General features: G+C 68.7%; 13 protein-coding genes and 1 pseudogene. 5 read left to right on the top strand and 9 right to left on the bottom strand.

Going from position 1 to position 12,342, the window contains the following annotated elements:
* The first annotated feature begins 212 nt into the window (after window positions 1-212).
* Window positions 213-404, top strand: a complete 192-nt coding sequence (locus ACZ7L6_RS43335; RefSeq protein ID WP_471934042.1) for a hypothetical protein — start codon at window positions 213-215, stop codon at window positions 402-404.
* A 64-nt stretch (window positions 405-468) separates the two neighbouring features.
* Here ACZ7L6_RS43335 and cyaB read toward each other — a convergent pair whose 3' ends face one another.
* The 3 genes from cyaB to ACZ7L6_RS43320 all read right to left on the bottom strand — a co-directional run bounded on the left by cyaB (window position 469) and on the right by ACZ7L6_RS43320 (window position 3,048).
* Window positions 469-1,023 carry a class IV adenylate cyclase gene (gene cyaB, locus ACZ7L6_RS43330; RefSeq protein ID WP_471934040.1) on the bottom strand — a complete coding sequence of 185 codons (555 nt, stop codon included), beginning with the start codon at window positions 1,021-1,023 and terminating at the stop codon, window positions 469-471.
* A gap of 17 nt (window positions 1,024-1,040) precedes the next feature.
* Window positions 1,041-1,604: a hypothetical protein gene (locus ACZ7L6_RS43325; RefSeq protein ID WP_471934038.1), complete on the bottom strand. Its 564-nt coding sequence runs from the start codon at window positions 1,602-1,604 to the stop codon at window positions 1,041-1,043.
* Between the two features lie 355 nt (window positions 1,605-1,959).
* Window positions 1,960-3,048, bottom strand: a complete 1,089-nt coding sequence (locus ACZ7L6_RS43320; protein WP_471934036.1) for an amidohydrolase family protein — start codon at window positions 3,046-3,048, stop codon at window positions 1,960-1,962.
* A gap of 94 nt (window positions 3,049-3,142) precedes the next feature.
* Between ACZ7L6_RS43320 and ACZ7L6_RS43315 the strand changes: the two genes are divergently transcribed.
* Window positions 3,143-3,889 (top strand): TetR/AcrR family transcriptional regulator, encoded by a 747-nt coding sequence (locus ACZ7L6_RS43315; protein ID WP_471934034.1) that lies wholly within the window; start codon window positions 3,143-3,145, stop codon window positions 3,887-3,889.
* Window positions 3,890-3,909: 20 nt separating this feature from the next.
* On the opposite strand, the pseudogene ACZ7L6_RS43310 reads toward ACZ7L6_RS43315, so the two are convergent.
* From ACZ7L6_RS43310 to ACZ7L6_RS43290, 5 genes and pseudogenes are all read right to left on the bottom strand, one after another.
* Window positions 3,910-4,038 (bottom strand): annotated as a pseudogene (locus ACZ7L6_RS43310) (IS110 family transposase); the annotation flags it as partial.
* 137 nt (window positions 4,039-4,175) lie between these two features.
* Window positions 4,176-4,823, bottom strand: coding sequence for a carotenoid oxygenase family protein (locus tag ACZ7L6_RS43305; protein ID WP_471934048.1), 648 nt, complete (start codon window positions 4,821-4,823; stop codon window positions 4,176-4,178).
* 132 nt (window positions 4,824-4,955) lie between these two features.
* A complete protein-coding gene (locus ACZ7L6_RS43300; protein ID WP_471934032.1) occupies window positions 4,956-5,309 on the bottom strand; it encodes a hypothetical protein in 354 nt (117 codons plus the stop codon).
* 315 nt (window positions 5,310-5,624) lie between these two features.
* Complete coding sequence (locus ACZ7L6_RS43295) at window positions 5,625-6,419, bottom strand: transglutaminase domain-containing protein (protein ID WP_471934046.1); 795 nt, start codon at window positions 6,417-6,419, stop codon at window positions 5,625-5,627.
* Window positions 6,420-7,509: 1,090 nt separating this feature from the next.
* Window positions 7,510-8,418, bottom strand: a complete 909-nt coding sequence (locus tag ACZ7L6_RS43290) for a LysR family transcriptional regulator (RefSeq protein WP_471934030.1) — start codon at window positions 8,416-8,418, stop codon at window positions 7,510-7,512.
* A 195-nt stretch (window positions 8,419-8,613) separates the two neighbouring features.
* Between ACZ7L6_RS43290 and ACZ7L6_RS43285 the strand changes: the two genes are divergently transcribed.
* Together ACZ7L6_RS43285 and ACZ7L6_RS43280 are read left to right on the top strand one after the other, a co-directional pair.
* Window positions 8,614-9,309 (top strand): type 1 glutamine amidotransferase domain-containing protein, encoded by a 696-nt coding sequence (locus tag ACZ7L6_RS43285; RefSeq protein ID WP_471934028.1) that lies wholly within the window; start codon window positions 8,614-8,616, stop codon window positions 9,307-9,309.
* Window positions 9,310-9,544: 235 nt separating this feature from the next.
* Window positions 9,545-10,228, top strand: a complete 684-nt coding sequence (locus ACZ7L6_RS43280; protein WP_471934026.1) for a type 1 glutamine amidotransferase domain-containing protein — start codon at window positions 9,545-9,547, stop codon at window positions 10,226-10,228.
* Between the two features lie 721 nt (window positions 10,229-10,949).
* On the opposite strand, the gene ACZ7L6_RS43275 is transcribed toward ACZ7L6_RS43280, so the two are convergent.
* Window positions 10,950-11,117 (bottom strand): hypothetical protein, encoded by a 168-nt coding sequence (locus tag ACZ7L6_RS43275; RefSeq protein ID WP_471934024.1) that lies wholly within the window; start codon window positions 11,115-11,117, stop codon window positions 10,950-10,952.
* Window positions 11,118-11,359: 242 nt separating this feature from the next.
* Here ACZ7L6_RS43275 and ACZ7L6_RS43270 point away from each other — a divergent pair.
* A protein-coding gene (locus tag ACZ7L6_RS43270) for an IS5 family transposase (RefSeq protein WP_471934044.1) occupies window positions 11,360-12,219 on the top strand; the annotation gives its coding sequence in 2 pieces (ribosomal slippage) (window positions 11,360-11,705 and window positions 11,705-12,219; 861 coding nt in all).
* Window positions 12,220-12,342: the final 123 nt, after the last annotated feature.

Below are 12,342 nucleotides of genomic sequence, written 5' to 3'. Positions count from 1 at the left end.
TCACCACGCCAACGACGAGGGGCTCCGCCATGTCACCGACCCTGCTGACCAGCCCATTTCACCCCTCCAGCACAGGATGAAAGAGCCTCACTGAGCCTCTTTCATCCTGAGTTCGCGCAGATCAGGAGGGCGTGCTGCTCGGATGCGATGCGGCAGAGGCGCTTGGTTGAACAGCGTGCCGGTCGGAGCAGGCGCCAGGACTTGATGCGCGTGTGCAGGCGACGGGGGTGAGCGGCGCGGAGCTGCCGGCGCCGGAGTATCCGGTGGGCGCGAAGGTGATGGGCGGTGACTGCGTGCGGGGCAATGTGCCGTTCGAGGTGCCGAAGTCGGGGCGAGCTGAGCGGGCGTTCTACTCGCCGGAGGATTTGGAGGAGCCGGTGGAGTGGACCGTGCCGAAGGCGTAACCGGAAAAGCCCCCAGCGCAGCTCTGACGGCCGCGTGGGCGCTCCGGCATGCCCGGGCGCTGGGTCAACGGCGCTGCGCCGCCACGGCACCCGTATACGTCTCCCGCGTCAGATCCTCCGCTGCGATGCCCAGCTCGGCGAGCACGCTGCGGATGTCATCGAGGGCCGCCGGCACCTCGTCCTCGTCGACGAGGGTCTCGACTTCCAGGAAGGTTCCGTCGATCTCCGGCACGCGCACCAGCGTGGCGAGCATCTGCCGGCCCCGCGCGGTGAAGTCGTAGTTCCGGCACCGCTTCTCGAAGCCGATCAGCTCCACATGGCCGAGTCCCCGCAGGATGGCGTGCGCCTGGTCGGCGTCCTCGACACGGGTCTCGTGCTCTGGCTTGGATCCGGACTCCTCGTCGACCGCCGCGCCCTTGTACGTCAGCACAGTGCGCGTGCCGTCCGCACCGTGGACCGTGCGTACCCGCAGTTCCTCGCCTGCCTTCTCCAGCGAGCCGTCCGGCCGGTCGTAGTACGTGTCTCGGTACACCTCGACCCGCGCGGTGGCCCGCTCGTCCAGCTGGCGCATTACCTGCTCGGGTGCATGGACGCGCGCCTTCAACTCCGCCTCGATCACGTGCGGTTCCCTCCTCGTCAGACCGTGCGCTGAGCGCCGTCGATGACCGCCTCGAACATCCGCCTAAACCCCCGGTACAGCGGGCCGTGCGGGGTCTCCATCACCTTGTACAGCGCCGACTCGTGGCCTTCCCACCCGGCGTCGAAAGCGCCGACGAACATGGTCCCGTCGGTGCGGATGAGCCGCCACGTCGGCAGCATCCGGTACCGCCACACGCCGACGTCGCCCGCCTCTGCGAGCTCCCTGAGCCGCGCCTCGGCGAGCCCCACGCCGCCAGCGAGGAACTCGGCGGACTCCCCGATCTCGGCAGCGCGTCGGGGCAGGGCGTCGCTGTCGGGGTCGAGGAGAGCGACCCGGATGCGGAGGCCCTGGCCACCCTGTTCGCGCGGGAGGCAGGCCCGCAGCAGCGAATCGTTGAGGCCGATCAGGCCGAGGCCGCGCACGGCGAGCACGTCCAACTCCGTGGCTTCGCGGGCCTGCTGCTGGATCTCCTCGGCCGCGGAGTTCTGCGCCGCGTACACCCGCACGACTTCGGGAAACGCCGCCAGGTCCCAGGGGTCTGCGTCGGGCGGGCGGCACACGATAAGGGGTTGTCGCCACTGTTCCTCCGGGATTCTGTCTGACAGAGGTCACCGCCGGGCCGGGGACTGGTCACCGGCTCGCGGTCCATGAACGGGCGGGCCGCTCAACGCGGCCCGCGTGGAGAGGGGTTCTCAACGTCATCCGTTGTTCGTCGAGTGCTGGTCCTGGGAGAAGGGGCCGGCCGCAAAGATGACCGTCCGGTGTGATGCGCGTGACCGCGGGCGTGGACGGTCCCTACGACAGCCAAGGCACCCCCTAGAGGCCCTCCAGGGTCCGGGCACCGCGCAGCGCGGAGTGAGCTCGTGGTGGAGCGGGTCTTCCGCCCGCCGGCCGGCTTCGGGCCGGACACCTGTGTTATCGCCGACCGCCCGAGGTGGTGTCGCTGTGGTCGTCTGCGGATCGGCTGCTGCCGTGCGTGGTGGCGGTGTGCCCGGTCAGCCGCTCCCAGTTGCCGGACCCGATGGCGGCCTTTTCCTCCTGGGTGAACGGTGCTTGCTCCAGGAACGAGCGGGCGACTGAGCGGCTGGTGTCGAGGAAGGGGAAGCCGCCGGGGCGCGTTCCGAAGGTGTAGGGGTAGTCGGTGGAGTACAGCATCCGCTCGGTTCCGACGACCTCAGCTGTCCACCGCAGGTAGCGCTCGCTGACCGTGCCGCTGCCCGCGATCCAGAAGTTCTGGCGGAAGTAGTCGGCCAGGGGCCGCTCCAGCTTCGCCATGTCCTGCAGGACACCGATGTGGTCGAGGTAGAACAGGACGACCTCGCCCCAGTGCCCCGCGATCACCTGCAGTCCGGGGTGGCGGTCGAAGACGCCGGAGAAGATCATCCTCAGGTACTGCACGCCCAGGTCGTAGTACCAGCCCAGGCCGGCGGTCGCGAGCGCGCGGCCGACTCCGTTGGGGAGATTCGAGTAGTACGCCTCTTGGACCGCGTTCACAGGGGTCTGCGGGTGGAAGTGCAGCGGTACCCGGAGCCGTTCGGCGGTGGCGTAGAGGTCGTCGAACTCCGGCGCGTCGGCCGGCTTGTCACCGGTGCGCCCGTACAGCATCGCGCCACGGAAGCCGAGTCGGGTGACCGCGCGCTCCAGCTCCGCGGCGGCGGCTTCGGGTGCCGGCGTGGGGACGGCCGCGAGCGCCTGGAATCGGTCGGGGTGGGCGTCGACGGCTTCGGCGAGTGCGTCGTTCGCCTCGCGCGCCACGCTCACGGCGTCCGCCGCAGTCAGATTCTGCACGCCGGGTGTGGCCAGCGACAGCACGGCGACGTCGACGCCTTGATCGTCCATGTCGGCCAGGCGGCGGTCGCCGACGTCGCGCAGCCGCTGCGCTATCGGCTCGTCGCCGTAGCCGAGTTGGGGGATCTGCGGCACGCCTGCCCGCGTCCAGGCATCGAGCAGGACCGGCAGGGCCACGTGCTCCTCGAGGCCTACGATGCGCAGCTTCTCAGGCATGGTGCGCTCCTCTTCTCTCGCTGTTTCCAGTGATACGCACATCACGATAACATCGATAGCATCAATGGAATCAACTGGGCGCTATCATTGATTCATGCCTGAGGGAGCGAAGAACGAGGCCATTCCCGCCGCCGCGTCGGAGACTGCAGCCGACGTCCGAGAGGTCACCCGGCAGCGGGTGGTCGAGGCAGCGGCGGACCTGCTCGCGCGCGAGGGCCGCGACGCGGTGACCACCCGGGCGGTCGCCGCGGCCGCCGGGACGCAGCCCCCTGCGATCTATCGCTTGTTCGGCGACAAGGACGGGCTCCTCGAGGCAGTGGTGGAGCACGGCTACGCCACCTTCCTCGCGGCAAAGCACAGGGACACCCGCCCTCAGGACCCGGTGGAAGATCTGCGGGCGGGCTGGGACCTCGCCGTCGAGTTCGGCCTCGCCAACCCCGCGCTGTACGCCCTGATGTACAGCGACCCCCAACGCGGCACGACATCGGCTGCCTTCCAGGCCGGCATGCAGATCCTGCTGGGACGCATCCACCGCCTCGCCGCCGGCGGCTGGCTCCGCGTCGACGAGAAACTCGCGGCCGCTCTCATCCACGCGACCGCGCGCGGCGCCGTGCTCACCTGGCTGTCGCTACCCGAGGACCAACGCGACCCGGCCCTGCTCACCACACTGCGCGAATCCATGGTCGCCGCCGTCACCCACGAAAGACCCGTCGTACAAGACGCGGGCCTCGCCGACGCCGTCCGAACCTTGCAGGCCCTCCTGCCCGGCCAGACAACGCTCAGCAGCGCGGAACAACACCTCCTCAGCGAATGGCTCGACCGCCTTGCCGCGGACGGCTGACTGATTCCACATGGCCCCTGTCAAACCACGAGAGCGACGGGCGGCGTGGGTTCGTAGCACCGTCCGTCGCGACGGAGGGCCCAGACAACGTCGACGCGACGGCGGGCAAGAGCGAGGACAGCTTGGATGTGGAGCTTGCCCTCTGCGCGTCTGCGCTCGCAGAACCGGCAAGACTCCTCGCAGTGCCGGACGCGGAACAACGCTCAGGTGCAGAAGACCCGCTGGAGGCGGCGGTTGCAGGAAGGCAGCGCTCCGCGTTCTCGGGCCGCGGCAGGGTCGTCCGGGGTCAGTTGGCGGCGTCCGCTATCCAGGAGCCGTGGATCATGGCCGGGGCGCGGCGCGGGAGGAGGACCGTGGCGACCGGCGGCAGGGACAGGTCCGAGGCGTCGAGGACGAGGAGGCGCGAGCTGTCGGAGTTGAGGTCGCTGACGACGGTCAGCAGGTAGCCGGCGTCCTCGTCGGCGGCGGCCTCGGCCGGTGCGAAGACGGCCTCGCTGGGGAGTTGGCCATTGCCGACGGGAAGCAACTGGCGGCCTTGGGTGCGTCTGTCGTACTTGACGAGGGTGTGGTCGCCGATGCCCTGGTCGTCGGGGAAGGACAGGGCGTACTGGTAGCGGTGTTCACGTCCGGTGTAAGCCTCGTTGATGGTCGGGAACTCCACGGTGAGGTCGTCGATGGTCTCTTCGCGGACGTTTTCGGCTGCGAGCTCGACCGTCCAGCGTCGCGCACGTGACTGCGAGGTGGGCTCGGCCCCCCGGCCTCGGGCGCCGGTCCACCAGTTCCAGGAACGCTGCCAGCCGTCGCGGCCCACGGCCGGGCCCTCGACGACGATCCACCCGAGGGCGTCTTCGTGGGCGCTGGCCAAGTGCATCGCGTACCCCGGTGCGATGTCGAACCAGCGGACCTTCGACGCGCCGCCCGCACCGCGCGGCAGGACGCCGATTCGGGATCCCTCACGCGGTCGGCCGCACGGGTCCGACGGCCTGCCCGTCGGGCGGCTCCATGTCCAGGTGCCAGGTGCCCAAGCGCCGGATCTTTGAGGCTTGAGCGGAGTCCGGTCCGCCGCTCAGTAGCCGGGCGGGATCCGGTCCTGCGGCCCGTCAGCCACCTCTGCCGCGCCGTCGTCCTTCTGCGCCTGCTTGGCCACGGCTGGGTCGGTCGAGTCCGAGACCAGCTCCGCGATGCGCAGGGTGCACTCCCACTCCGACAGCTTTCCTTTAATGACCACCAGGTATGACTCCTGGTCGGCGAAGCGGTACACGCGACGCCGCTTCTCGACGATATGTTTACTCGGCACATACGTGTGAAGGGCAGCACGCAGTGCTTTCAGCGCCTGGTCCTTCGTTTCCAGCCCACGGCAGACGAACTCGGTCCTGTATACGTCGCTGTAGTACTGCGCGATCACGACCCAGTTGCCCATCCGCTCCCCCTCGGCGCCGCTGCCAGTCAGCCACAGCTCAGCCTTAGGAGCAAGAGCGATGCAGACCCAGGGGTGGCCTCTATGCGAAGGCGGGGACGGGACGAGGTAGGGCCGGGGGTGTCAGGACCCGGCGCAGCTTCTCCTGCAGCCGGCCCTACCGGCACACTGCCACGGCCCGCCCGCCGGGGGCCGGGACAGGAGAAGTACGGCAATGGACCCGTCCTGTCCGCAGCGCGCACGGCCGATACGGCTGACCGGTGCCGAGCCAGGAGCGCTTCGCCGACGTGCGTCGGGGAGCTCGGTGTGCTGGACGCGTCAGGCACCGGCCGAGCGGCGGCCCAGGATCGGCTCGGCCAGCAGCCGGGCCATCCAGCACAGCGTCTGGCCGTTCTGGGCGAAGAGTTCGTCGCGCGTGTCGTAGTGGCCGAGGTCGGCCAGGACGTGACCCGAGAGATCGCACGTGGCGCCGGCGGCCGGGCAGGCCGTCCCGCCGTCCCAGTCGATCGCTGTTCTGGACAACGCCTCGAAGAGCGTCTCCGCGCCGTCATTGGTGAAGCCACCCCCGGGATCACGGCTCAACTCGTCCAGGCCGCCGAAGAGTTCCGAGACCGTCAACCAGGGCGCGGCGGGGTCGACGGTCCGTGACAGGCCTTCGAGGCGGAATTCTGGCCATGCGAGCACCACCTGGCGCGGGAGGATCCGATGCAGCCGAGGGAACCGCGGAAGCCAGAACCTGCCGTCCACCAGCAGGCCGCGCACCCGCGTGGCCACCCCGGAGGCTCGGGCGACGCACTCCAGTACCGCCAGCCGCTGGCTGCACGAGCCGCGGCCCCGGCGAAGCACTTCCGATACCGGCCGCTCGTCCTGCACCGAGTACACCGGCTGCACATTTGCGGCGATCCATCGGTGAGCCTGCCGCAGGACCGCTATCGCCTCCACGGGACCTGAGGTTTCCGAGTCCGCCGTCTTGTCAATCCGCCTCAGAAGCGAGGCGACATAGGGGTGCTGCCAATCAAGGATCCGCGTCGGGGCAGTACCTCCCGCAGTCATTCCTCCGCCGGCTGCGCCCACCCGGACACGGCCCCACGGCATGAGAAGCGAGCTCGTCACGACCGTGATCCTCCCCTCCAGCGCCCACGCGGGCGACAGACACATCCTGACAGACGTTTTGAACACGTTCAACCGCAGTGGCGCCGAGACCGCCGAACAGCCGGCCCTCACAGGACACCTCTCCCCTGGGTCCGCGCCCGCGATCTTCGCGGCGCATTGATGCGCCGAGGCCCGCGTTGCCTGCCCGGAGGACGGCTACGGCGCGTTAGCGGACGTGCAGCGCATGGCGCGACGTGCCCCTGTACCCGTTCCTCGTGTGACTGAGCGCCTCAGCTGGCCTTACGTTCCTGGGACGGGTAGGTCGAGCCACTTCGGTACTCGGGGCGATGCGCGCACGCACGACCCTCCTCCGGCTCACAAGGTCATCTGCCGGTCGATGAGCCATCGCGACTGAGTCACATCACCGCTGCCCGCGCTCAGGCCGGCTCCGGCAGCGCTGCACAAGTGGCCCCGGCCTTCGTCAGCGCGTTGTACGGCAGCCATCCAGTCGAAGTCATCGCCGGCCACTCCACGGGCCGCCCGCTCCAGCTGCGGGACGGCCCAGCGCCGCACGCGCGCGGCGGCAACCGTGTCCGCGGCACCGAACAGGAGACCCCCCTCCCACACCGTGGTCCGCCGGGCACCTGCCCGGGCCATCAGTTCAAGCCCCGTGGCCCGGTCCATCGGATGCGCCCGCGATCAGGGCCGGGACGGCGCGGTGATGCGATGCGCGAGTAAGTGGACCTCTTTGAGTGCACGACCGAACCGCAGTAGGCATCCCATCGTCGTTCGTCCCATCGCACCGACAAGGCGCGCGCCCACTGCGCTGTGCGCTCAGGGCGGCCAAGGGAAGAGGTTGTGACCACGCTTTGGTGACGGCTCCAACCCATGCATCCCTCGGGCCGTACCCCATCTGCACGATCCCCTTGCCCAGGCACGACGGGCGAGAGCTGGATGCTCGGTTCAGTCCGTTCCCGGGCAGCCATCCGGTATTGCGGCTGCTGAGGCCGTCCAGGGAGATACGCAGGAGACGGCACCACCAGCCAGGGCGGCTGTCGCCGCTCGTCAGGACAGCCTGAAGCCCGACACGACCTCCGGGTACCGGATGGGCTCACCAGGTCTTCGCAGCAGCGACCAGACGGTCACGGACGAGCGTGACGTGAGGATTGGTGGAACTGCCCGGGCGTTGGACGAGGTAGGCGGTGTTGATCGGGGGGTCCTCCGGCTGGTGCAGTAGCCGGAGTTCGCCGGAGGCGAGTTCGGTCCGGCAAAGGTAGCTGGGCACGACGCTCCAGCCGGCGCCGGCCGTGAGGGCGGTGAGGACGCTGCGTATGTCGGGGATAGTGATCGCGGCCTGGACGTGCAGGCGGCGGTCGAAGACGTGGCGCCAGTAGCGGCGGGCGATGGGCAGGTCCTCGGCGTAGGCGATCAGTGGCAGGCTTTCCAGGGCAGTGGGCAGGTCCTGTCCCTTGAGCTGTTCGGCCCAGGCGGGGGCAGCGACCAGGACGAATTCCTCGTCGGCGAGGAGTTCGGTGTGCAGCGTCCGGCCCCGGGGCCGGCGGGTGGAGACGACGAGGTCGTGGCGTCCGGCCCGCAGTTCCTCGAGCAGCGGTTCGGTGAGACCAATGGCCACCCGCAGCCGGACGCCCTGCGCGACGAGCGGAGCCAGCGTCTGGAGGCCGAGGGTACTCATGAACTCTGCGGGTCCGGCCAGGTGCACCGGTAGCGCGTTGCCGCTCGGCTCCTCGCCGGTGATGTCGGCCAACTGATCCAGGGGAGCTGACAGTCGCGTGGCAAGTTCGTCCGCGTGGGGCAGCGGGGTGACGCCGTGCGCCCGGCGTTCGAAGAGTTCACGGCCCAGGCGGTTCTCCAGCGCCCGGATCTGCGTGGTCACGGTGGACTGCGACAGGCCCAGCCGTCGTGCCGCGGCGGTGAAGGACCCCAGGCGGTGCACGGCAAGGAAGGTGCGCAACAGGTTCAGGTCCAGGGGACCGAACCCATGAGTGTCCTGATCGCTCACGGCGTCGAGCCTACGAGGTGGGCACGGCAGCCACCTGCCATTTGTCCCCGTGCAGGGCATCGGTTCGTCGATACCTGGTATCGATGCCTTCATTGGCGCGATTACTTCAGCAGCTTTAGCTTCGAAAGCCGGAGCGCTGACGTTCTTAAGTCGGAACGTCAGCGCGGTGAACCCTCGGCTCCCGGAGACCACACCATGTCGAAGATCCTTTTCGTGCTGACCGGCGCCGACCACTGGACGCTGGCGGACGGCAGCAAGCGCCCGACCGGCTTCTGGGCCGAGGAGGTCGTGGCCCCGTACCAGGCGTTCACGGCCGCCGGACACGAGATCGTCGTCGCCACGCCGGGCGGCGTCGTACCGCCTCTGGACCAGGGCAGCCTGGCGCCCGAGTTCAACGGCGGCGAGGAGGGGGCGAAGATGATGACGGACGCCCTCGCCTCGATCGGCGAGATTCAGCACCCCATCAGGCTGGAGGACGTCGACCTCGACGACTACGCCGTCGTCTTCTACCCCGGAGGCCACGGCCCCATGGAGGACCTGGCCGTCGATGCCACCTCCGGCGCTCTCCTCATCGATGTCCTCGCCTCAGGCAAGCCTCTCGGCGTGGTCTGCCACGCCCCGGCCGCGCTGCTGGCCGCCACCAAGGCCGACGGCAGCAACGCCTTCGCCGGCTATCGGCTCACCGGTTTCAGCAACGCCGAGGAGACTCAGACGGGCCTCGCGGCCAAGGCCAAGTGGCTGCTCCAGGACCGCCTGGTCGAGATCGGCGCGGACTACCAGGAGGGCGAGCCGTGGGCCCCGAACGTGGTCGTCGACCGCAACCTGGTCACCGGCCAGAACCCCGCCTCCGCCGGCCCCGCCGCAGCCGAAATCCTCAAGAAGCTGACCTGAACCTCGCATATCCGATTGCGCCTGGGAGGAACACCAGAGGCTGCTTTCGCCAGCCAGCCCCCGTACGGGCGTAATGCGCCACGCGGACGACATCGCCACCGATAGCAACGGCAACTGGGGCGGCCGACTCCTTCAGAAGCCCTATCACCTCCGCTGTTTACAGGCCATCGCGCAATGGAAGGCGTTCGTGATCCGGGCGCTATCAGAACACTGCCTTACCGCCGGAAGGACCCAGATGAGCAAGATCCTCGCCGTAGTCACCAACCAGGCGACCTACGGAACGAACCCCCACAAGACCGGACTGTGGATCGCAGAGCTGGTTCACTTCTACGACGCAGTCCGCCAGGCTGGATTCGAGGTCGACATCGTCAGTCCAGAAGGGGGACAGGTACCGCTGGATCCCCGAAGCATCAGATTGGCCGACAAAGGGGTTCGCGAGTACATGAACGATCGCGCGTTCATGTCGAAGCTGGAGCACACCAAAGCGGCGGCCGACGTGGACCCGACCGAGTATGCCGCGATCTTCTACACGGGCGGGCATGGCGTCATGTGGGACTTCCCCGGGAATGCCGCGCTTCAGCAGGCTGCACGGGAGATCTATGAGAACGGCGGCGTGGTCTCCTCGGTCTGCCATGGTGCCTGCGGACTGCTGAACATCACGCTCTCCGACGGCTCCCTGCTCGTCGAGGGCCGCACGGTCACCGGGTTCTCCACCGCGGAGGAGCGAGTCGCCATGGTGAAGAGCCGGGTGCCGTTCCTGCTGGAGGACGAATTCCGCAAGCGGGGCGCGAACTATGTCAAGAACACCATCCCGATGACCCCCTTCGCTACCGCTGACGGCAGGCTCGTAACGGGACAGAACCCCGTTTCCACCAAGGTCGTCACCGCAAAGATCATCGAGACGCTGCGCCAGCTTTGACCTTGAGCCGCATCGGCCGGACCGGTCCTGCTCGCGCGAGCCGGACAGGCAGGCTCGGGCGGAATCCTGCGACGGCCCCGGATCAGAGTGAGCCTGCCGGGTACGCCTTCTCCACCCGCATTTTCCCAACGTCGGGACCGGCGTATGTGCCGTCCGTCAGGCGGCGCACCTGAAGGGACGTCTTGAAAGTAGTTTCGATCAAGGAACCCGGCGGGCCGGAGGTCCTGCAGTGGATCGATGTGGAGGACCCTGTCCCGCAACGGGTGAAGTGGTCATCGACGTCGTTGCCAGCGCCGTCAACCGGGCGGAGGGGTGATCCGCCCAGCAGCGAGGTCCCGTTGGGCCGCCAGCCTCGCGCGGCTCGTCCGGCCAACGCGAGCCCGATGCGCTCCAGGGCACGGTCGAGCCGGGTAGTAAAACGCGCGTACGGGCAGGTCAGGTGCGCGAACGACTCGGCGAGCGTACGGCGCGGACAGGTCCTCGCGTCACAGACGAAGCGTCGGATCTTCATGACGGCTCGTCGGTCTGCATGACCGGCACCGTCACTGGCAACCGAGCCGGAGCGCCGAAATGTGCACCTACTTGATGGAGCGTCAGTAGCTGCTACTCAAAGGCACGGCGCACGCGGTCTCGTGAGAGAGCGACCTACGGCAACCGAACACTGCGGTGACGCTCCGCGACCGCTCCCCAAGATCTGTGGCAGAGCCCACTAGTGAACGCCCTAGCCAGTCCAGTCCACCAGCGTTGGGATGCTCTTGGCGGGCACGTCCAGGACCAGGCCGCCACGGCAGTACGCCAGCACCTGCCCGTCGGCGACGTCGACGACCCCGAGCGGCCCGTTCTCGAACCGCGCATCCGCGCCGCCCACCGGGAGGTTGGCGGGTGCCACCTTCCGCGTGGCCGACCGGCGCGACGTCGACGACGTGCTGGCGGCGCCCGCCGAACGCCACACGGCAGCGAAACTGCGGAGTTGAACCGGAGCGGGACGGCGTGCAGCCGGAAGCCGGAGCCCAGCCTCAAAAGCTGGGCCTGTGGACAGATTCCGCGCCTCCGCCGCGGCGGACCTGCTGGTGAACGTGGCCGGCACCGCCGTCTCCCGAACCACCTAGGGCGTTTCCTTAGGATCATCTGATCGTTGGTCTGGGTGTGTCGTTGACTGACGCCCAATGGGCCCGGATCGAGCCACTGTTACCCGATCGGGCACCGAGGCGGGGTGGACGGTGGCGGGATCATCGGCAGGTGATCGACGCGATCGCCTGCAAGTACCGCACCGGCTGCCCGTGGATGGACCTGCCCGAGGAGTTCGGTTCCTGGAAGGGCGTCCACAACCGGCTGCGGAAGTGGGCGGCCGACGGCACCTGGGAGAAGGTCTTCGCCGCGCTGCTGGCCCAGGCCGACGCCGAAGGCGATCTCGACTGGGTCGTCGCAGTCGATTCCACCATCGTCCGCGCCCACCAGCACGCCGCCGGGGCCCGTCAAAAGGGGCCCCGGCCGGCGAGCCGCACGACCATGCCCTCGGACGGTCCCGCGGCGGACTGACCACCAAGATCCATCTGGTTGCCGACGGACGCTGCCGCCCCCTGGCCTTCTGCCTCACACCGGGACAGGCGGGTGATGCACCGGCATTCACCCAGGTCATGGCCCGCCTACGGGTGACCCGGCCGGTCGGACGGCCTCGGACCACCCCGGAGGTAGTCCTGGCGGACAAGGCGTATTCCTCCCGCGCCATCCGCACCCACCTGCGCCGCCGGGGTATCCGGGCCGTCATCCCGCAGCCTGTCGATCAGATCGCCAAGCGCAGGCGGCGGGGCCGATCCGGCGGCAGGCCACCCGCCTTCGACAAGACCGCCTACCGACAACGCAACACCGTCGAGCGGTGCATCAACAAGCTCAAGCAGTGGCGCGGCCTTGCCACTCGATACGACAAGACCGCCACCGTCTACCTTGCCGCACTGCACATCGCGGGCATCTTCATCTGGTCCGCACGCTGATCCAGAAGAAACGGCCTAGTTGTGCTGACCGGGGACGTTGGTGACGGGCGACACGCCTTGAGTGGTTCTTGAACGAGGCGAGGGCCTCTGGTTTCGGTGTGGATTGCGACATCAACAACCGAC

The organism is Streptomyces sp. NPDC107522, assembly GCF_055657525.1.
Note: the sequence above shows the minus strand (reverse complement) of the source record. Positions and strands in the feature narration are given on the sequence as shown.